Source organism: Arthrobacter sp. SDR-2R, assembly GCF_057747955.1.
The window spans coordinates 314,621-336,129 of sequence record NZ_CM173231.1 but is presented as its reverse complement, the minus strand read 5'-3'; the positions used below and the strand labels follow the sequence as shown (position 1 = coordinate 336,129).

The following is a 21,509-nucleotide window of genomic DNA, read 5'->3' as shown; positions in this document are numbered from 1 at the left end:
AGGAACCTAATTAACGTGATGGTAGGTGCGGGAAGTCGTCGGGCAATCTAATGAGCGGCGTAGCCGTCTTTTGATGAGTCATCCCTTAGGCGCCGGCCCTGCCTGCTTTGGGAGTGTGGCTTCAGGTGCCCGGTCGAGGGGGAGTTGGGACGCGGGCGAGGGTGATGGCTGGGGATGTGCAGAAGACGGGACAGGGTGGGCTTGTCGTGGGCAAAAGCGGTGCCGGACTCATCCCGCACCCTGGATTGCCACTGAAAGCCAACAGCACGCGCCAAATGTCCGAAGCAACCGAGGAGTTTCATGTTGCCGCAACCTCGGTCTGGTGCGGGCAGTTCAGTCGGATTGAACGGTTTTCTGGTTCAGCGCCGACTTGAGAACTTCGGCCAGGTGACTCGCATCTACTCCGGTGCCTTGTGTCACCTGCGTGCGGCAGGAGAACCCATCGGCTAACACGATTGTGGCTTCGTCTTTTTCGCGCACCTTTGGGAAGAGTTCGCGTTCGCCGAGTGCCTGTGACACGTCCCAGTGTCCCGGTTCGAAACCAAAATTACCGGCGAGCCCACAACAGCCGGAGCCGATGATGTCTGTGTCAACTCCGAGCTTTTGCAGTACCGCCTTGTCGGGATCATAGGAACCCTTCGCTTCTTGGTGGCAGTGCACTTGGGATATGGCCTTGATGTTGATTTCGCCGAATGGCCAGGGTCCCTGGTGACCTGCCACGACGTCCGCCAGCGTCACCACCTGACGGGCCAGTTTGGCCGCTCTTGGGTCATCAGGCAGGAGTTCTGTGATCTCGTCCGCGAGCATTACAGTGCAGGAGGGCTCAAGTCCGATGATCGGCATATTGGCGTCTAGGGCCGACCCCAGCGAATCCAGGGTCTGGGTAATGACGCGCTTGGCCATATCCAATTGCCCGGTGGAGTGCCATGTCAGGCCGCAGCACACTTGTCCTTCCGGGAGGAGTACGCGGTATCCCAGGGCCTCCAGGACCTCGACAGCCGCCTGTCCAACGTCGGGCGTATTGAAGTTGTTGAACGTGTCCGGCCACAGCATCACGGTGGGTTGTCCCGGGTCTACCGGCTGCGCTACGGAGGCAGACCGCTTCCTAAACCACTTTCGCAAGCTTTGGGGTGCGAAGTGGATCATGCGGCGCTTGGGTTCGATGCCGGCGAGATGCTTGACCAGCTCTTCCACCGGGCGGAACGCTAGGATCCAGTTGGCGAACCGGGCGGCACCAGGGATAGCCGCCAGCAGGCGTGACGTCAGCGGCAGCCATCCCATCGCGTAGTGGGCCATTGGGCGGAGGCGGCCCTTGAAATGGTGGTGGAGGAATTCGGCCTTGTATGTGGACATGTCCACATTGACGGGGCACTCGGAGGAGCAGGCCTTGCAGGACAGGCACAAGTCCAGTGCCTCCAAGGTCTCCTTGGACCGCCAGCCGTCAGTCACCGATTCCCCGCGCAGCATCTCCGCCAGCGCCCGTGCCCGGCCACGGGTGGAATGGACCTCATCCCGGGTCACCTGGTAGGACGGGCACATGGAACCCATATCGGAGCGGCAAAGGCCTACGCCGACGCAGCGGTTCGTGGCACCCGCGAACGATCCGCTATCGTGGCTGAAGGCGTGTACGGGAGTCAATTCAAAGGTGCGGTTTCCAGGGCCTGGACGGATGCCCTGGTCAATCGGCTCCGGGTCTACAAGGACGCCAGGATTGAAGAAGTCCTCGTTGTCGAAGATGCCTTTGAACCGTGCGAAGGCCGTCAGAGCTTCGGTTGAGTACATAATCGGCAGCAGTTCCGAGCGTGCGCGCCCATCGCCGTGTTCACCGGAGACGGACCCGCCATACCGGGCCACCAGGGCGGCGGCTTCCTCGATGAACTTCCGGTAGCCGACGACGCCTTCTTCGGATCCGAGGCTGAAGTCGAGCCGGATATGCACGCAGCCTTCGCCGAAGTGGCCGAACGGGATGCCGCGCAGGCCGTGAGAGTCCAGGATCTTGTACAGATCGCGCAGGTAGTCGGACAGATGCTCCGGCGGCACGGCGGAGTCCTCCCACCCGGGCCAGGCTTCGCCGCCGTCGGGCAGCCGCGTGACAATCCCGGCGCTGGCTTCGCGGATCCGCCACAGCGCACGTGCCTGAGTGTGCTCCGTCACCACCACGGAGTCGACGATTCGTCCGTCCCGGGCAAGTTCGCCGACCAGTGCCCGGGCGGCATTACCGGCGACCTCGGGAGTGTCACCACCGACCTCCACATAAAGCCAGCCCCCACCCGTAGGCAGTTCCGATCCTGCAGCTGACTGGCCCGGTCGTGAACGAAGGGCGGACAGGAGGTCGGCCCCCATTCCTTCGACCGTGTACACGCCGGGCTGTCGGAGACGAGGTGCCGCTGCCGCGGCGGCGAAGATATCAGAGAACCCCAGGACCGCCAAGGCGGTGGCCCGCGGGCGCTCGACGAGCCGCACCGTCAACTCTGTGATTACCCCGCAGGTTCCTTCGGTCCCGGCTATGGCCCGGGCTACGTTGAAGCCGTTCTCAGGGAGCAGGTGGTGAAGCCCGTAGCCGGATACCTGCCGGGCGAATTGGCCCAACTCAGTTCGCAGGACGCTGAGGTAGTCGTCGCGGAGCCGTTTGAGATTGTCCTCGATCACCGGATCGCTGCAGTAGCCGGCACCGATTTCTATCTCGCGGCCGTCAGCCAGCATCAGTTTGAGGGAGACGATATTATCGGCGGCTGTGCCCCAGGCGACTGAGTGAGAACCACAGGCGTTGTTGGCGAAAATCCCGCCGACCGTACAGCGGGAATGCGTTGAAGGGTCCGGGCCGTAAGTGAGTCCAAACTGTTCAGCCGCATCCCGTAGCGTGTCGCACACGACTCCCGGGCGCACGCGTGCTGTGCGGGCCTTCGGGTCAATGGAGAGAATTTGGTTAAAGTGCCGGCTCGTGTCGATGATGAGCCCGTCACCAATGGCGTTGCCTGCCACTGAGGTGCCACCCCCGCGGCAGGTAACGGACCAGCCACGGTCCCTAGCGAGGCGAAGGGCATCGCGTATGTCCTCAACGGAGGCGGGTTCGATCACGGCGGCAGGCACGCGCCGATAGATTGAAGCGTCTGAAACGTAAGCAATTCGCGTCGTCAGGTCTTCGCGTAGTTCGATGGACGTCATGTCTTCTCCTAGAGCGGACTGACAACGAGGTTCGTTTCTGCTGCCGCCGGTTGTTACAGGTGATTGTGGCCGAACGAAATTTCAGTCCGGTGTTCCCGGGCGCGAGTTCAGCGCTCCCTGGTTACGATGCCGAGGATGCAGGCGGACGCCTTGGAGTCTTGGGCCATATGACACGGTGACTACGCCAATCAAAGCGATGACGACTCTAGTGATGTGAGGAGCTGGAGGGCTCCAACACCGGCGAACGCCAGGTTGGGAATGCGCAGGCTTACAGATATCCAGCAAGTGCCTCCCAGTCTCGTGCCTCGCTGCACCGGGGCACTCTCCTTAGGCACAGCCGGGATCTGGCCAAGCGCTTGTCGTCGTGACCGCGCCCGGACCGGCCGGGTCTGGGCGCGTTCGTTCTTGTTGTGTTCCCTCGTCGGGTCAGGGGGCAGATGTCTATTCGCTCCACATCGACCTGTGTCGGCTTTGATGATGGTCAGCTGCGCCAGACCGGAGGTGGATATTCCGCCGGGAATTTGGTCCGGAAGGAGGCGTTCGGACGACAGGAGAGTCATGGGGGCCGGGGGATCCGGATAACCTGTGGGTAGCTGGGTGTTGGCTCTGAGCCTTACCGGTCCGAAGGCTCAGAGCCAGCAATGATTTACTCGCCGGACAGTACCGTGCCCAAACTACTTACGAGTGTCACCTCGTGAAATATTAGACTCTGCTAAGACACGACCTGGACTTTGATGAACTGGCGGTTCCTGGCCGCTTTGAAGGCCTCATCGATCTCAGGGAGGCTGAACTCCTGGCCCAATAGATAGTCAACCTCGATCTTGCCCGTCGCGATTAAATCGACTGCTTTATGAAAATGTGGCAAGCCTGCGACGCCCTGAGCATTTATGACGAATTCAATCGAGATCGGCCCTTTCCAGAAGGCTGTGTTGTAGGGAAATTCAGCCATCCCGGAGGCCTCGGGATAACCGAAATAGCCAATTCGTCCATAGGTCCGAACGCATTCGATTGCCTGGGAACGTGCAGAGTCAAGGCCGGCGGCTTCAATGACCAAGTCAGCCCCTTTACCATTGCTAATTTCATGTGTGGCCTCGACTACTGACTGCTCGGAGCTTTGAATAGTGACCGTAGCACCTAGTTTTTTGGCTGCCGCGAGGCGACTCGGCTCTGGATCCGAGACCACTATTTGTTCGAATCCCCACATGCGCGCTAATTGCAAGAAAAACAGACCGATGGGTCCGGCGCCGATAATTGTGGCTACACGTCCGGGCTCGCTGTCCGGCCAGAATCGTTCCATGGCGTACAGTGTGACTCCGAGTTGCTGGGCCATAACCATCCGGTCGAAAGGCTGATCATCGGGCAACTCAACCAGGGCCGTCTCTTTCGCAACCATGTATTCGGCGTAAGTACCAAGTTGAAGAACAAGAACGCGGTCGCCGACGGCGTACTTTTCCGAGCGGGACTCGACGACTGTGCCTACGCCCTCGTGGCCCGGAGTTCCCGGTAACGGTTCATCTCGGGCGATCAACGATCCCAGGCCCTCGTACAGGGCGTGAAGGTCGCTACCGCACACGGCTGCCCGATCCACCTTGATTAGCACCTCTCCCTTGTCGGGGCTCGGTGTTCTAAACGTCCTAGTAGTCATTTGGCCGTGAGCGCCGGGAACAGCGGCCGTATATTCAGATGGGTATGTGCTATCAATCTCACTAGAAAGCATGCTTGCACCTTCGTTCTTATTTCGCCTGTTTAGGCGTTCGGATTTGGTACTTCTCATGGGTTTCGCAACTAAAAATGACTTTGGTCAGGGATGAAACGCGGTTCCAAACCAGGTTCATTGATCCCCTGCACTCATCAGCGAGGGGGCTGCACAGATTCGCCCTAGGACCACGGCGTAGGGGTAAGAAGTGGCTTACTTCATCGGGGCTGCAAGCTGACCGTTTCAGACGGGTCAGGGCGCCGCGACGGCCCGACGGGCACCTCTCGATTCGGACCGCGATCAGCGAGACGAAGATCAATGCTGCGGGGCCAAGCTCCAACAAATCAAATGAATTAGTTATGCGTGGGACGAGGGCATGTCAAGGCCCTGCTTCGACAAAAGCTGCCAGAATGCCGGGGAAGATAAGGAGTCAATAAGTCTCCGACCGACTCCACCACCTTGCTGAGGTTCGGAGAAGCCTCCCTGGGCTGCTCCGGGCGTCGTTGCCGCCGGGCGTCATGAACGCGCCGCGGGCAGGCAACCCTGGCAACTGTGCGTTATGTCAGCAGAGAGCGCAGATGGTCATTGAGGAACACACCCTGGGGGTCGAACTGTTTGCGAATGTCGGAGAAGTGACCGAACTTGGGGTAGAGCGATTCGAGTCGTTCACGCGTCATGAGGTGAAGCTTTCCCCAATGTGCCCGCGCATCCCACTGCGACAGGATGCGGTCGACGTCTTGGAAGAACGGCCAGTAGTTGGTGTTCGGGGCGCTCGATACGGAGATGGTTGCCGCGTCGCGCTTGTAGAAGGGGGACATGAACGCCTCGTCGCCCTTGATGAACCGAACGAACATGGGATTTTCCTGGCCGTTGTGCGTGGAGTAGAAGAGTTCCTGGACCGCAGCTACGGCCTCTTCCGCGTTCTCGATCGGGACGTTGTATTCGAGCTCGTCGAACACGGGGGGCAGATTGTCGCCGGAGAGAATCTGGTACGCCCGGTCACGCCGGGCTCCATATGTGGTGGGGTCCAACTCCGACTCATCGTTGATCACGATGGGATTGAACTGGAAGACCAGGCTGGTGTTCGCTGCGGGCAGGCGGGGGTCTGCAGGGATGCCATAGAGGCCGGGGGAGTTATCCGTGGGGAACCACAAGTGTGAATGGTGCCGGTTGTTTTGCAGATCCTCGTGCCACGTCCGGCGTGCATCGGCCCATGGAATATAGGAGAGGTTTTCTGCCATGTAGTAACGGGGGACGAGTTGCAGTTCCACCTCCAGGAACACGCCCATGGTCCCCATCGCGGTTTGGGCAGCGTGAAGGAGATCGGGGGTGGACTCATCAATTTCAACGATCTCCCCTTCACCGTTGACCAGTCGAACCCACGTCATCTGTGAAGAAAGGCTCCGGAGGTCCTTGCCTGTCCCGTGGGTTGAGGTGGAAAGTGCGCCGGCTATGGACTGAGCTCGGATGCCTCCTTGGTTTTCCATGGATAGCCCGAGATCCCACAGCTTCTGAAGCATCTCTTTGACGACCATGCCGGCCTTGACCCGTGCACGGTGCTTCGCGGAGTCGACTCCTGTGATGCCGGTGTAGCGGGAAGTGTCAAGGAGGACGCTGCCGGTCTGTACAAGGGGCGAGAACGACAGCCCGGAGCCCATGGGCCGAATGCTCAGGCCCTGCTTGAGTGCGAAACGCACCGTGTCAACGAAATCCTGTTCGGTTTCGGGTGTGCTGGTGTATGTGGGCGTGGAGCGCTGGTTGCCGGCCCAGTTCTGCCATTGCCGGTAAGAGGGAGTTAGGTCCACGGTAGGGGACAGGTTGGTTTGGATCATCATTGCAACCCTTCACGTCGTTGGGGGAGAGTGCCTGGCGGGTTTCCGAAAGGTATTGCAGTCAGGGTGTGTTGCTCGCAGACGGCAGTGCGGCCCTGTTGATCACTATCGAAAATCTTCACCATGTGGTGCCACTCACCATATGGACAGCGGGTAATCCGCGTCAATAAGGAAAGAGGGCACTTAATTGGACTCGTCGGGAATTCGCTGCGCTTACGTGGTTATGGCCCGCGCAGGAAGGTAACCGCGCCAAAAATCGGCATGCGATTAGCAGAAGACAGCAGAGGCTTGGGGAAAGTCCACTATTGGGGTTCCTATATTGAGAGACCATGTTTTGACCTGGGTGGGACGCGAAAAGCTGGCTGTTAGCCGGTGGCTTCCGAGGTCCAGGGTGTGAGCGGCTCCGTCCCACCGTTACTGTAGAGCGGTGCGGTCATCTCCAGGGCCTCTGAAAACAGCCGGCGCGCCAACGGCTCGTCCTTGGCGATAAGAGCGGTGGCGATTTCCACATGTTTGTCGTGGACCTTGGCGTGGAACTCCTGCATATCTTGCCGCTGGCGAGCGTAGTACTCCCTTGCTACGAGCGCTTCCAGGCATCTGACGAACAGTTCAAGGGCGGGATTTCCTGTTAGGGACCCCAACAGAGTGTGAAAGCCTCTGGAGCGTGCGCCAACGGTCCGCTCGGGCGTAAGAGCCGCCGCGGAGGATTCGGCCTTGAGGAATGCAAGGATGCGCCGTTCGTTCTCATTGTTCATCCGGTCCACGATCCGGGGAATGAGGGAAAGCTCGATTACCTGACGGGCTTCGAGCAGGTGCGCGGGCGTTACCCGCCTGAACATCAGGTAGTTGATCATCGAGGTGACAACTCCGCTGTCATCTGGCTCCCGGACGATCAAACCTCCGCTGCGGCCCCGTCGCATCTCGGCTATTCCCTGCTGCTCCACGAGTCGGATGGCTTCCCTCAGCACGCCTCGGCTGACGGAGTAACGCTGCATCAGCTCCGGTTCACTCCCCAGATTCTTACCCAGAGGCCAGCCAGCCCCACGGACCTCCTCGATCAAGCGCCCGGCAACACTCCATCCGACTTTTTGACTGGGATGATTTTCCAAACTTGTTCCACCTCTAATTAGGTTCCTTTTATTTACCAGCATAGGCGCTAGTGTTGTCTATCACAAGGCCGATCTAGCAAGGCCGAAGGTTTATATAGAAGCCTATTTTTCCAGCGCAAAGGAGCCAGGATTTTATGCTCGAAACAGCATCCACCGCCGGTGGTCTCCAAATCGGCGACCACAAACCGGTAAGCATCGTTGACACAGATACGCATCCGGACATCTGGGTCGCAGACATGGTTGAGTACATCCCCGAACCTTGGCGGACGCGGTACTACAAAAATGCCGCACGCATCAACGACATCGAGAACACACGCCTGTTTTACGCTCCTCCGACCGCAGCGCGTGCCGATGCGGTGACGCCAGGTAACCGCCCGGGTCAGGACAGGACGCTCTACGCGGAACAGGTTTTCCAGGAATCGGGCACGGATTACGCGATCCTGCTGCCCCTGACCCGGGGGAAGTGGTGGGATCCCGAGTGGGAATCCGCCCGTGCAACAGCGACCAATGAGTACATCAATCGGCTATGGCTCGGCCCGGAAAATAATTGGCATGGGCGCTACCGTGCAGGAATCCGTGTCTCCCCAGGTGACCCGGACGCTGCAGTACGGGAGATCGAGAAGTGGGCGGGTCACCCCTACTTCTGCCAGGTGCAGTTTGCTCCGGAGGTTCTCACCGAAGCAGCGGGCCATCCAATGTACCGTCCGGTCTTTCGGGCTGCCGCCAAGCACGGACTGCCGGTGGGCATGCACATCACCCGGGAATCTTCGATGCAGTCGATGACGCCAGTGGGTTACAGTTCCTACCACATTGAGGCCATGGGATCGTGGTCGATGTACTACGTGTCCCACCTCAACAGCCTGATCTTTGACGGTGTCTTCGAGGAACTCCCTGACCTGCGCGTGGTCTTTGTCGAGGGCGGATTCACCTGGGCCGCCCCGACCCTGTGGCGTATGGACCGCTACTGGGATGCCCTCAAGACTGAGATCCCCAACGTACGCCGGCGCCCGAGCGAATACGCCCGCGAACAGCTGCGTATCACCACCCAGCCTCTCGAGGAGCCCGAGAACCCCCGCCACCTGATGCGGCTCATCGAGCTCGTGGGCGGGGAGGACATGTTGATGTTCTCCAGCGACTATCCGCACTGGGACTACGACGATCCCCGCTTCGTCGGCAGCCGATTCCCCGCCGCCTGGCGCGACAAGGTCCTCAGTGGCAACGCGATCGAGCTCTACGGGCTGCCCAAGACCCGCCCGGTCGACGCACTGGACGTAAACGCGGATGCCATGACGCGCTACAAGTCAAAGATGGCCGATGAAACCGGCGTCCAGCGGATTAAGAGCTCGGTCTCCCACAACGACTTCATCGCAGCAGACTAGGAGCCATGAGATGACTGAGACTCAAAAGAGCGGGCTCCGAACCATCGTGGCAAAAGTCGAGGAGCTGCCACCGGGATCGATGCGCCTGGTACCCGTGGGGAAATTCGGCGTCGGCGTGTACAACATCAATGGAGAATACACGGCCATCGTCAACTACTGCCCCCACCGCGGCGGACCTATGTGCTTTGGCAACCTCACCGGCGAGACGACCGCCGGAAAGGAACCCTATTCGATTGAATACGGCCGGGAGAACGAGCTGATCAAATGCCCTTGGCACGGGTGGGAGTTTGACTTGGAAAACGGAAATGCGGTCGCAGCAAAGATGCGTGTCCGCACCTACGAAGTCGTTGTCGAGGACGACAACGTTGTACTGATTGGAATCGCCTAAATGTCTACTGCCCCCCGCGTCATTGACACCAACATCACCCCGTTCTGGAAGACCGAACTCGAGCCGCATGCTTGGATGCCTGAACCCTGGAAAAGCAAGCGCCACTTCCCCGGGATCCTTCGCCAGCTCTACTCCGCCCCGACCGGGATCCCGCCCTACGGCGAGTACCTGGACTCTGCACGCACCGACGACATCACACTCTCAGGATCCTCAATTGCGAAGGTCATCGAGAAGATGGACAGCGACGGCACCGTGCTGGGCGTGCTGAACCCACTCACCCGTGGCCCGCAACCGGACCAGGACATGTCCACCGTCCTGTGCGCGGCCACAAACGAATGGCTCAGCGCGACCTGGCTCGCCGACCCCGAGCATGGTAAACGCTTCGTCGGGACGATCCGCGTGAATCCCTCCGACCCGGACGCCGCAGTGCGGGAAATCCACAAGTGGGGGGAACACCCGGCGATGGTACAGGTCGGTGTCCCGCTGGACGCGTTGCGGCCCTACGGGCAGCGGAACTACTTCCCCATCTGGGAAGCCGCCCACCAGTACGGTCTCCCGATCGCCGTCCACTCCGACGGAGGTGCTGCAGCGAACCTCAAGCCCACCATCGTCGGATACCCGCGCAAGCACATTTCCTACGCCGCGCAGGAATCCTCGAATTTCGTCTACCATGCCGCAAGCTTCGTGATGGAAGGTGTCTTCGAACGGCTGCCCAACCTGAAGATCATCTTCGCTGACGGCGGCCACGACCTCTCCATGACCCTGATGTGGCGCATGGACATCGACTTCGCCATCAGCCGCCATGAAGTGCCATGGATGACGAAGGAGCCGGGGAAGTACCTAGAGCACTTCGTCTTCCGCACGAACCAGCTGGAGGGACCCCCGGAGGACATCGACGCGTCTGACTGGTACGACATGAGCAGGGCGGCGGATCTGCTGGTCTACGGCAGCAACTACCCCCATTGGACGACAATGACGCCCGGTGAGCTGCCCCGGGGCCTCACCCCGGAGCAGACCTCGAAGATCCTCTTCGACAACGCGCTGTCCCTTTACGCCCCCCGCCTGTCCCAGATCGGCAACCACAAATTGCTGAGCACCCTTGGAGCACCAGTATGAGCCTCAACGTACACAACGCACCCGCAGACGCAGACGGCCTCTGGCAAGAGGACAACAAAACCCTCGCGGTGATCGTCGCATCGAAGCGTGCACCAGCGGAAGGGGTCGCAGAGTTGGTGCTGGAGCGCCCGGATGGTTCCAAACTGCCAGCCTGGGAACCGGGCGCCCACATTGACGTCTTCACCAGTAACGGCCAGCTCCGACAGTACTCTCTCTGCGGCGACCCCTCGGACAGGACCACCTACCGGATTGGCGTACTGCTGGCACCCAACAGCCGTGGAGGTTCAAAGTTCATCCACGATGAACTCCACCCCGGCGCCACTCTCACAATTAGCGCGCCCCGCAACAACTTTGAATTCGTGGAGGCGGCCAATTACCTGTTTATCGCGGGGGGCATTGGCATCACCCCGATCCTCCCCATGATTGCTGCCGCCCGGAACAGCGGGGCGAACTGGAGGCTGTTCTACGGAGGCCGCACTGCCACCAGCATGGCTTTCACCGACCAGTTCCACGGGTCAGAGGACAAGGTCGAGTTCTACCCCGAGGACGAACGCGGGTTCATGCCCCTGGGCGAGCTGCTGTCCAGCCTGGAACCGGGAACCCTGGTCTACTGCTGCGGCCCCGAACCTATGCTCAAAGCCGTGGAGGCCAATAGTGGGACACTGGCGCCCGGCGCCCTACAGTTCGAACGGTTCTCGCCCAAGGTGATCGAGCATGACCCCGACACCGCCTTCGAGGTGGAACTGAGCGCCAGCGGGGTCGTGCTGGAGGTCCCGGCCGACTCCACCATCATGGAAGTGCTCCGGGAAAAGACGGACGTCATGGTCTTCAGCTCCTGCGAAGAGGGCATGTGCGGCACCTGCGAGACGCGAATCCTGGCCGGCGTCGCCGACCACCGCGACAGCGTCCTCAGCGACATCGAGCAGAAGGAAGGAGACCGGATGATGATCTGTGTCTCCCGTTCCAAAACGCCCAGGCTGACCCTTGACCTGTGAATAAGCAACCCACATTCTGAACAACCCATCACAGCAAGGACTTATCCATGCCAGCGCCAGCAACCAGACCATCACCCACGGACCGCCCTTCCCTAGGTGTCTGGATGACAGAAGGATCCGCGCACACACTTAGAATCCTGCGTTCCAGCGGATTCGACTACGTCGGAATCGACTGCCAGCACTCGGTGCTCGACGAGACACACGTGGCAAACATCCTCAACGCCACTTCCCTGGGCACCACCCCCACGCTCGTGCGCGTTTCGCGGAATCGGCCCGAACTTATCGGCCGGGTGCTCGATGCCGGGGCAGACGGTGTCATTGTGCCACTGATCGAGAACGCGGACGACGCCCGGGAAGCAGCAGCCGCATGCAGCTTCCCGCCCTACGGCAACCGCAGTTACGGCCCCGTGCACCCGGACATCAGCCGCGCACCCGCGGAGCTGCAGTCCCGGGCACGATGTTTCGTCATGATTGAAACAGCTCAGGCTGTGGCAAACATCGAGGCGATCCTCGAGGTTGCCGGTATTGACGGAATCTACGTGGGACCGGCCGATCTCGGTATCGCCCTCGGATACGGCCACCAGCAGTTTCCTCCCACGTCCGGCTTCCTCCAGACAGTAGCCCTGCTTGCGAAAGCAGCAACCGCACGCGGTAAGGAGGCCGCCGTCCACAGTGGAGCCCCTGACTTCGCCCCCGACTATCTTGAGGCCGGATTCACCCGGCTCACACTAGGCAGCCAGGACGTGCTCCTGCTGCGCGGGGCCTCAGCTGAACTGGACCAAGTTGAGCGCGGAGTTCCCTCTGACAGGGTAATTGGATTTTCCCCATACGGGGTTCAGCAGGAGATGCCGGGATGAATGAACGTATCAGTGTCCGAGCCGCACTGGAGCGGTATGTACAAGCATGGGCGCGCCTGGATGTGGCGGCGCTGCACTCCTTCTGGCAGGAGGACCACGAGGCAACCTATATCGCCGAGGAGCTCGACGATATACTGCTGGGCTCCGCCGCAATCATCTCCCACCTGTCCCGGACAGCATCACGGATAAATCGTGTGGCCGTTGATCTTCCGCGTTTCCACAGCCGGGAGCTGACGGCCGACATCGCCGTCGCAGTCTTCGTGCTTCGGTGGGAAATGCTCCGAGTCGAAAGCTCCATCCAAGCCGTGACCCACACCCGCGTCTCCGCTGTCCTGCGGGCAACCCCCTCCGGATGGACCTTCGTCCAATATATGGAGGAGCCCTACTTCATGAATACCAGCGAATGCAACTGGTCCCAGTTCAAACGCGACATCACACCGGTACTCAAGGGGGAGGTGCCAAGCGGGGCCAATGACCCAGCCGCTAGCTCTCGCTGCGCGCTCTAACAGGACAACGACTTGGGCGTCGTAGAAAGCGCCGCACTCGGAAATCTGGCGACTTTTTCCCCTACCGGCCGAGCCCCTGTCCGCACCGCTCAGGGATGCGGTCCGCTGGAGATGCTGGTAAGCGCGGAGAGACGGCCGCCGGCCGACAAAACAACAGGTGTCTGTCAAAGACGGAACGACGCATGACTGCTGCTCTGCACAGCAAGCACGCACGGGCCCAAGACAAACCTCAGACACCGGTACCGCACCAGCACTTTGACTCCGTCTTTCAGTGACGGGACCAGGCTGTGAAGGACCAAGGTCAAGCCGCCGATCGCGCCTACCCGCCAGGACTGGCCGAAGCTCCTTCGGCACGAAGTCGATGTTTGGCTCAACGGCACGTTCGTCAGGACAGGCATCGTCGAAGACGCCATTGGCTCCCGCCATGCGGCCTGGATATCAGCTACACGGGACCGAGCAGAGAAGCATGCTCGAAGAGTCACGTGGCTGCGAGCTCCTCATCGCACCCACCCCGCTTCAACTCCTGACAAGTAGAAACCCCACGAAGAGGATCTGGGTACCCTGACGGACGACCCGGGTATGAACTAGAAAAGACGAGTCCAGCCATGCCAACGAATTCACAGCGTCTCTTTTCGTTCACCAGTGAGTGCAAGCCAGTTCAAAACATGGACAACAGTCAATTCCCATGCGGAATTCTCACAGCGGCCCCCTGGGCAGGCTGGTGGTACGAGGACCAAGAAAATGATTCAGACTTACAACTGCCGAACATAAGCGCTGCTGCGATAGCTTGCGGTTACCCGGTTCCACGTCCCTGATTCTTTTCCCGGAGCAGCGTGAAGTTCGGCGCATTTGATTCATCGGGCACAGAAAAGAGTAGGATTCCCGCTGACTTGCGCGGCCAAGCAGATGTGGTCTCGCCATCGGAGTGCAAGCCGGAACAATGCCGGATGCGCCTCAATTTTTTGGGTTACGCCAACCACCCTTCCCACCATAAGGAGAACATCAAATGAAAGCCCTGCGCATCCACGGACCGGAGCAAGCCAAACTCGATGAGATCCCTCAGCCACAGATACGTCCTGGAACCGTCAAGGTAAAGATCGCGTGGGCTGGGATATGCGGGTCCGACCTCGCACTTTACGAGCACGCACCTGTGCCACTCGACTGGCCGAATCCCATCATGAACGAGACCGGACCGAAGACACTGGGTCATGAGTTTTCAGGCTTCGTCACTGAGCTCGCTGACGATGTAACCGGTATCAACATCGGCGACCTTGTAGCCGTGCAACCAAACTTCGCGGACGGCACCTGCCCAGCCTGTCTCAAAGGAACCCCGAACCTCTGCGAAAACTATGCTTTTATCGGTATCAACGGATGGGGAGGCGGATTCAGTGAGTATGTCGTCGTGCCGGCCGACCACACCTTCGTCCTCCCTGAGGGGATTACCCCGGAAGTAGGTGCCCTGGTCGAGTCACTCACCGTCGCATGGCACGCTGTCAAGCAGTCCGGTGCGGCGGACGGCACCACCGCTCTCGTTGTCGGCGCGGGTCCAATTGGTTTGGGCCTCTTGCTATGCCTCCGCGCCGTCGGCGCCTCCCGCGTCATCATCAGCGAACTTAGCGCCTCCCGCAAGGAGCTTGCCCGCGAACTCGGCGCTGACGTGATCGATCCACGCGAAGTCGACGTCAACGAATATGCGCGCACCGTTACCGACGGCGCTGGAGTGGACGTTTCCTTCGACGCGTCAGGAGTCGGCAAACCAACGCTGCAGCCAACGCTCGACGCACTCCGCCCCGGCGGCCGGAGCGTCATTGTGGCCCACTTTCACTCCGAAGTAGCAATAGACCCGAACATCTTCCTGATGACTGAAAAAGGGCTGGTTGGAAGCTTCGCCTACACGGCTGCCGACTTTGCCGAGGTTGTCGCCGCGATCGCCGATCACCGAATCCAGCCGGAGAAGCTGATCAGCAGCAAGATCCCCCTCGAAAAGGCCCTCGACGCAGGCATCCAGCATCTCCTCGGAGAAGGGCGCCAGACGGAGGTCAAAATCTTGGTCGGGCCAGACGCTGCCTCCTAAGACGCAGGTGGAAAGCTCTCCACCAGCCGGCAAAGTGCCGGGAGAACCGGTTCATCCACATCACAAGGAGGTATGTTCGATGACGGCGTACTCACCCCCAAACAGATCGTCTGTGGGTTCGGGAAACCTAAACACCTGGCTTTAGCCAACCAACTGGAGAATCGCATGAGGGCCCTACTTTGCCGCGACCTTCCAAGGTCGGGAAGGACGCAACGGGCCGGACGGTATCAGGTGTCCTCCTGCTGAAACGGCCTCCGCAGCATACGGTCCAGAAGTATTTTCCCCGTAACCGCTCCTGCACGCCATTATGCCCACACCGCGACCCGATAAGACCTTGAGCAGCTAGGAGAACCCCTTGCAGTCAATCACAAATATCCAGTTCAAGATGATGGACGGGACCCTCACGACGATCAGTAAAAGCTTCCCCGGCAAAACCGTGCTCATCGTCAACGTCGCCTCGCGATGCGGGCTCACACCCCAACTCCAGTCCTTGGAAAAGCTTCATCAAGAATTCCGCGGCCTTGGGCTGGAAATACTTGGCGTCCCCTGTAATCAGTTCGCAGAGCAAGCGCCCGAGTCGGACATGGAATTCGCCCATTTCTGCCGAAGTACGTATGCGACGACGTTTGCCTTGACCGAAAAGATCGAGGTCAACGGTATGGGGGCTCACCCCCTATATCAGGCTCTGAAGCTTTTCCCGACCGGCGTGGCCCAGGACATCGACTGGAACTTCGAAAAGTTCCTCTTGGATCAAAACGGGAACGTCGTAGCCCGCTTCGATCCGCGTCTGGACCCCCTAAATGAGGATCTGGTTGCATTAGTAGCCCGACTTCTGGAATCGCCGGTTTAGAACCATCCGCGGCATGTGCCGCCAGCTGGCGGGCCGCCCGGGCGTCGAGTGCTCTAGGAGCTGCTCCAGGCTGTCGGGTACCGCTTCCGGCGCGCTGACAAGCTCGGCGTCCCAGTGCCGGCCCTAGCGTCAAGTCGGGGTGCCCAACTGGACAATCAACTACGTGAGGCATCTCCTCTACGGGCGCGGCGGCGCCCTCACGGACGGGTGTCTGCGGACCGCCGGCACTCACTGGGATCCGGTCTCTGAGGCAGCCTTGGACGAGTCAATCTGGGTTTGCATGATTTCTCGGTAATGGCCCACTAGTTCGTCAAAGTCCCAGCCATCAAAGGGGCTTGGGGTGGGAATGGCGTCGCCGAACTCAGTCATCAGAGCGGTCAGGGTAGAGGCGAAACAGCGGTCCTGGGTGGTGTCCTGATGAGCTGGGCGATGGAATTGAGGTAGCACCCACGGATGTCTGCCCGTTTGGCTGCGGTGTTGGGTGTGTCCAGCACGGCTAGCGACATATTGGCCCAAGGCTCCTGAATTTCGAGTGCCCGGCGCTTCAACACGCGGAAGGCAAGGGCTTGGAGAGTTCCGGCGTCGGCGGAGAGATGCCTCGCACCGTGACGGCCCGGTAGCCGTGTTCTCCGGAAAGCTGACCGGCTGCATGGAGGATCGCGTCGTGGCTGGGATGATCACGCTCCCACTTTCTCTCCGGAGGTGTCATCCACGGGTGAGGCGGTAAGGTCCAAGGTGATGGATCTGTTGTCCACCGTGACCTTTTGTGCCATGGCCTCTTGAGTCACCGGGTGAAGCATGGTTAGGACATAACGGCCGGCAATGGGCAGCGGAAAGGCATATCCGCCGTTGCCGTCGGTGCGGGTGGTGCCGACATACCCGCCACCGGCTTCAAGGAGGGTTACCGCCGCCCCGACTAAAGACGCGCCGCCAACGGCGACTGTTCCATGGACCTGCAGCCGGTTTCGGAGGAAGACATTCTTGTGGAGAGTGCGGCCGTCGAAGTTAAAGACTTCGGCCATGGGTGCCCAGCCGCCGGCGTTGGCCACTATCAGATACCGTCCGGCGCCGGGCAGTGCCACGGAGTAGTTACCTTCAGCGTCTACCCGGCTCCAGTCCACGGGTTCACCGTCGGTCTGCAGAGCGGTGACGACGGCGGGGGTGAGGGGGCGGTGGTCCGTGTTCAGGACGCGGCCCTGCACCACCAGTTCGGTGGCGGCGACCAGTGGCGCCGGCAGCCGGTGGGCGGCAGAAGTGAACGGGATAAAGAAGGCCGCGAGCATCGAGGCCGCCGATGCCAGGGCTGCAAGCCAGAAAATATCCTTAAACGCGTCAAACGAGGGGAGATGGGTATCGCCAACTGTCATGGTGACGGAGGTGAAGACGGCAGCAATGGCTGCACTGGATGTCGAAGTGCCAATGGCGCGGACCAAGCTGTTCAGGCCGTTCGCGGATGCCGTCTCCGTGATCGGCACGGCACCCATAATTAGCGTAGGCATTGCGGCATAGGAGATTGCCGTGCCGATACCAACCACGGCTGAACCGATGATCACCCAGGCGATGGAGTCGTAAAAAGACACCCGGCCCACGTAGCCCACAATCATCACCAGCGCCCCGGCCTGCAGTGCGGTCTTGCCGCCGAAGATCCTGATGATGCGCCCGGACAGCGGTGCGAAGACCACCATGGCCAGCCCGGAGGGGACCATGCACAGGCCCGCGGCGATGACGTTCAGCTCGAAGCCATAGCCGGTAACGGCGGTAAGTTGGAGCTGCTGCGTGGTCAGGAGCATGTTGGCGAACATTGAAAAGCCAATCAGCAGCGAGGCGAGGTTGGTCATCAGCACCGGGCGGCGGGCAGATGTCCTCAGGTCGACCATCGGCTGACGGACTTTGAGTTCATACGGGACCCAGACGCCCAGCAGGATTGCGGTAGTGAGGAACAGCAGCAGAACCGGTTCGGACCCCCAGCCCCAGGATCCGCCCTTGGAGATCGCCAGCAGCAGGGCGGCCAACGCGGCGGACAGCACCAACGCCCCGGCATAGTCGAAGGTCCCGGGCGTGCGGATCTTCGATTCAGGGACAACCAGCACCACGGCAAGGAGCAGCAGGGCGCCGGCGGCTGCCGAGACCCAGAATATCGAGGCCCAGCCCATACTCTCGTACAAAAGCCCGGCCAACGGAAGGCCCAGGGCGCTGCCGATTCCGAGGGTGGCGCTCATCAATGCAACCGCGGAACCCATCTTTTCCTTGGGCAGTTCATCGCGCATGATACTGATGCCCACCGGTATCAGCGCGGAGGAGAAGCCTTGGAGGGCCCGGCCGATGATCAGCCATACAAAGGAGCTACCAACAGCTGCCACTACAGACCCTGCCACCATGATGGCCAAGCACGCCACCATCATCTTGCGCTTGCCGTACATATCAGCACTACGGGAAACGATTGGCGTCGCCACGGCGCTGGAAAGGAGGGTTGCGGTCACCAGCCAGGACGCGTCGTCCGTACTCACGCCTAGGATTCCGGGGAAATCTGGCAGGAGCGGAACCAGCAGTGTCTGCATGAGCGCCACGACGGTGCCGCTGAGGGCCAGGACGGTGGTAATCGCCGGCGACGGGCGGCGGCGCGATTCGGGAGTGCGGGAACGCAACATCGGCTACTTTCAGGAAAATGTCAAGGTGAACGCGTGTTTATCCCCATGTACAACGCTATTCCAGACCCGCAACGGCAAGGTTCGGGTTGTTGCGTCGTATTTGCGTCTACTCCCAATTTCCCGAAAACGACCAAAATGGGGAATGTTGCGTGCGTCCTATTGGCTGTTTGTCGCCTATGGCAAGCGACACGAAAGGGGTGAAGATCCCCTTCTATCAGGGTAGTTCTCCGACCAGGTCGCGCTCCCTGACGAGTCGGAATGGGACACTCGGACTGATCGCCACCGTGAAGCGGGAGAGGTTGTGCCTGGTGACCACAACGCCGTTGCGCCTGGTTGCTTCTGCCCTTTTTATAGCTCCCGCAACCGCGTGCGTGAGGCGATCATCTATGTCCGCTTTGGAGGTTATGCGGAGATGGGCTACGAAGGTTCTCATCTCAGGTCCTTTCTGTGATGAATTCAAAGCGTTTGTTGGCCAAGACACAAGGTCCGTAGTCCTACGCCAGCGGGCCCCGCGACTTTGGAACTTCAAGTTCGCGGAGAACGCAGCGTCCGGGAGGAGTGTGACGCCCTGCTGTACAGTGCAGGAACGCTGATGGCCGCCCTTGGATGCCTCATTCGGCTACCCGCGGTGCTTTAGGAAGAGCAGTTGCTGGGGGTCAACCCAGATCTCATCGCCGTCGAGTTTGTCGATTATCATTCTCGACTCGACGCCTTCTTGCGCGAGCCATAGAAGCTCCGAAGTTGCTTCTTCCACGCGGCCAGTTCTGAAGTATGTTCCAGATCGGCGGACTACCACAGTTGCTCCCCGAAGGTCTGCCCAGTCATGGGGGCGGTGCGTATGCGTTTTTCGAGGGATGAAAATTCTGTGGTCGACGTCGGCCGTCCATGCGGATGGATGTCCTGCTGGTGAACTCACGGGGGTCCTTGGCTGTGCTGGAAGTATGGAATCAGTGGGCTTGATGGCGACCGCATGCGGGATATCCTGCGGTGGTACGACTGACTGTCGGTTGAAACAGCCGAAGAGTGGCCTGGTTTTGTGCCGCTGGCTGTGTGCTTGCCAGCCGGACAGGTACAGGGATTCCGTGGAGGAAGGTGTTGTAGCAAAGAAAGTCCGTAACGAACAAATCCTCAGCCTCGACCGAGGCCTTACCGGGCCGGTCCAGGTTCTCGAATTAAGGGACGAATCAATTCGGCCTGTTCGGGACAAATTCAGCTTTGCTCGGCGAGGATATCCGCTTTCCGTAAGAAGTCAGGCCGCGACTCGCTCGTCGATTGGCTCGTCGGCAGCTGTTTCCTCAATTCGCTTCAGGGCTCGCGCCCGGGTAGCCACGACCTGGAGGGTAACCATGGCTGCGGCGGCTGCTGCGAAAAAGACAAAGAACATTGTGTAGCTGAGCGTGGCGTCGTAGATAAAACCACCGACGGCTCCAACGACTGCGCCACCGAGTGCTGCGCTCACATTGATCGAAGCAAGAATACTACCGAAATCCTTCAGCCCAAACATTCGAGGGAGAATCATCGCGGCGTACATTCCGCCGAACTGCGTGACCGCGAGACTTGCCGCGATGAAGATTGCGCCACCCGTTCCCGAGACGTAGACCGCGCTTGTGCTGAAAACCATCACGCCTAGGCCGAAGACAAGACTCGCGGGAAGACCGCCGATTCTGTCAGCTAGAGCACCGTACGCGAAGTTCCAGATCATCGCAGCGAAGTTCTTCACGGAAAGGATGAGGGCGGCAACCATTGCTGTGACCCCGCCGGCGGCCTCGAAAATAACGACTGCCTGTCCACCAAATCCTGTGCCCACACCCACGATTAAGAATACGGCGATGCTTACCAACCAGTACGAAGGCGTCCTCAATGCTTGCTTGAGAGTGAGGCCGGCCGGTGCTGCCGCTGATGCGACGGCGACCAGATGGTCAGAAGATGCGTCCGGTCCCGCCCCGGAGGCCGCGTGTATCGCCTCACGGACTTCGGTCGAGGAGGCATCTAACTTCGTTCTCGGCGCGGGGTCGTAGGCGGTCAATCCGTAGAATTCGGGTCGTTCAGGGATGAGCGCAAGAGCAGAGAGGAGCATCACGGCGACGCAAAGGAGCCCGTGAATCAAAAGCGTCGGAGTGAAGCCGATCGATTGAATCCCCCAGGCAATCGCCGGCGAGAGCGCAAGCGACACGAGCGGATATGCGATTGAGGGATAGCTGATCTTCTTCCCAACACCGCGAACGAACCACCACATGATGACGGCCTGGGCTACGACGAATCCGCATCCAGCCACACCCATGCCAAAGAGGAGGGCAGCGACGTAGAGCAGCGGAAGCGAGGTCGCGAATGCCGTGAGAAGAAAGAAGGCCGCATAGCAGGAGATCCCGATCAGGAGAATTGAGCGGATTCTCATGCGCCGGAACATGGGCGCCAGGCTGAGGTTGGCGATCAGGCTGCCAATCGATGAGATCGAGAACAGCAAGATAATCTGGCCCATAGTTGCGCTGAACTGCATCGATAGCCCGCTGAGGTAGTTCGAGAGCACAATGAAGGTGCCGAAGTTCATTGAAACTAAAAGAATGCATCCAATCAGTGCGCGGTTCGCGCGGGTTTTTGTTTCTTGCATAACGAGGCTCCATTGGATCGCTGAAGTGATAAGGGCAGGCGATTCGTTACTGACTCCTCAAAGCATGAACGAAGCGGGCTGCTGCGTTGCTTTCGGGGAAGAATTAAATAGGACTCTATTTAATTGAACTATGTACATAAACCCTTGTTATTGCCCAAATAGTAGTCCTATCCACTTTGAAATAAAAGGTGCCTAATTAAATGTGGCATCGCAACTTCACAAGAGTCCGACAATCGAGTAACCACGATCCGGGCGGCGTCCCGTTCGAGCGGGGACCGCACCGGGA

The 21,509-nt window shown here is 59.9% G+C and carries 15 protein-coding genes; 8 read left to right on the top strand and 7 right to left on the bottom strand.

Annotation, left to right across the window (positions count from 1 at the left end):
- Positions 1–333: 333 nt before the first annotated feature.
- The 4 genes from AC3ANU_RS01580 to AC3ANU_RS01565 all read right to left on the bottom strand — a co-directional run bounded on the left by AC3ANU_RS01580 (position 334) and on the right by AC3ANU_RS01565 (position 7,754).
- Positions 334–3,165, bottom strand: a complete 2,832-nt coding sequence (locus AC3ANU_RS01580) for an FAD-binding and (Fe-S)-binding domain-containing protein (protein ID WP_488315328.1) — start codon at positions 3,163–3,165, stop codon at positions 334–336.
- A 712-nt stretch (positions 3,166–3,877) separates the two neighbouring features.
- A complete protein-coding gene (locus AC3ANU_RS01575) occupies positions 3,878–4,765 on the bottom strand; it encodes a zinc-binding dehydrogenase (protein WP_488315327.1) in 888 nt (295 codons plus the stop codon).
- A 653-nt stretch (positions 4,766–5,418) separates the two neighbouring features.
- Positions 5,419–6,696 carry a D-arabinono-1,4-lactone oxidase gene (locus AC3ANU_RS01570; protein WP_488315326.1) on the bottom strand — a complete coding sequence of 426 codons (1,278 nt, stop codon included), beginning with the start codon at positions 6,694–6,696 and terminating at the stop codon, positions 5,419–5,421.
- 362 nt (positions 6,697–7,058) lie between these two features.
- Entirely contained in the window at positions 7,059–7,754 is a 696-nt protein-coding gene (locus tag AC3ANU_RS01565) for a FadR/GntR family transcriptional regulator (RefSeq protein ID WP_488315325.1), read from the bottom strand.
- 182 nt (positions 7,755–7,936) lie between these two features.
- On the opposite strand from AC3ANU_RS01565, the gene AC3ANU_RS01560 reads away from it, so the two are divergent.
- The 8 genes from AC3ANU_RS01560 to AC3ANU_RS01525 all read left to right on the top strand — a co-directional run bounded on the left by AC3ANU_RS01560 (position 7,937) and on the right by AC3ANU_RS01525 (position 15,967).
- Positions 7,937–9,181 carry an amidohydrolase family protein gene (locus AC3ANU_RS01560; RefSeq protein WP_488315324.1) on the top strand — a complete coding sequence of 415 codons (1,245 nt, stop codon included), beginning with the start codon at positions 7,937–7,939 and terminating at the stop codon, positions 9,179–9,181.
- Positions 9,182–9,191: 10 nt separating this feature from the next.
- Positions 9,192–9,569: a Rieske (2Fe-2S) protein gene (locus AC3ANU_RS01555; RefSeq protein WP_488315323.1), complete on the top strand. Its 378-nt coding sequence runs from the start codon at positions 9,192–9,194 to the stop codon at positions 9,567–9,569.
- Positions 9,570–10,685: an amidohydrolase family protein gene (locus AC3ANU_RS01550; RefSeq protein ID WP_488315322.1), complete on the top strand. Its 1,116-nt coding sequence runs from the start codon at positions 9,570–9,572 to the stop codon at positions 10,683–10,685.
- Positions 10,682–11,680, top strand: coding sequence for a PDR/VanB family oxidoreductase (locus AC3ANU_RS01545; protein WP_488315321.1), 999 nt, complete (start codon positions 10,682–10,684; stop codon positions 11,678–11,680). The genes AC3ANU_RS01550 and AC3ANU_RS01545 overlap by 4 nt, the downstream gene beginning before the upstream one ends.
- 104 nt (positions 11,681–11,784) lie before the next feature.
- Positions 11,785–12,537, top strand: coding sequence for an HpcH/HpaI aldolase family protein (locus tag AC3ANU_RS01540; RefSeq protein ID WP_488315320.1), 753 nt, complete (start codon positions 11,785–11,787; stop codon positions 12,535–12,537).
- On the top strand, positions 12,534–13,043 hold the full coding sequence (locus AC3ANU_RS01535; RefSeq protein WP_488315319.1) for a nuclear transport factor 2 family protein: 510 nt from the start codon (positions 12,534–12,536) through the stop codon (positions 13,041–13,043). Before AC3ANU_RS01540 ends, AC3ANU_RS01535 begins: the two co-directional genes overlap by 4 nt.
- Before the next feature lie 1,006 nt (positions 13,044–14,049).
- On the top strand, positions 14,050–15,117 hold the full coding sequence (locus AC3ANU_RS01530; RefSeq protein ID WP_488315318.1) for a 2,3-butanediol dehydrogenase: 1,068 nt from the start codon (positions 14,050–14,052) through the stop codon (positions 15,115–15,117).
- Positions 15,118–15,472: 355 nt separating this feature from the next.
- Complete coding sequence (locus AC3ANU_RS01525; RefSeq protein ID WP_488315317.1) at positions 15,473–15,967, top strand: glutathione peroxidase; 495 nt, start codon at positions 15,473–15,475, stop codon at positions 15,965–15,967.
- 228 nt (positions 15,968–16,195) lie between these two features.
- Here AC3ANU_RS01525 and AC3ANU_RS01520 read toward each other — a convergent pair whose 3' ends face one another.
- The 3 genes from AC3ANU_RS01520 to AC3ANU_RS01510 all read right to left on the bottom strand — a co-directional run bounded on the left by AC3ANU_RS01520 (position 16,196) and on the right by AC3ANU_RS01510 (position 21,223).
- On the bottom strand, positions 16,196–16,336 hold the full coding sequence (locus tag AC3ANU_RS01520) for a hypothetical protein (RefSeq protein ID WP_488315316.1): 141 nt from the start codon (positions 16,334–16,336) through the stop codon (positions 16,196–16,198).
- A 308-nt stretch (positions 16,337–16,644) separates the two neighbouring features.
- On the bottom strand, positions 16,645–18,615 hold the full coding sequence (locus AC3ANU_RS01515) for an MFS transporter (protein ID WP_488315315.1): 1,971 nt from the start codon (positions 18,613–18,615) through the stop codon (positions 16,645–16,647).
- A gap of 1,249 nt (positions 18,616–19,864) precedes the next feature.
- Positions 19,865–21,223, bottom strand: a complete 1,359-nt coding sequence (locus tag AC3ANU_RS01510) for an MFS transporter (RefSeq protein ID WP_488315314.1) — start codon at positions 21,221–21,223, stop codon at positions 19,865–19,867.
- Positions 21,224–21,509: the final 286 nt, after the last annotated feature.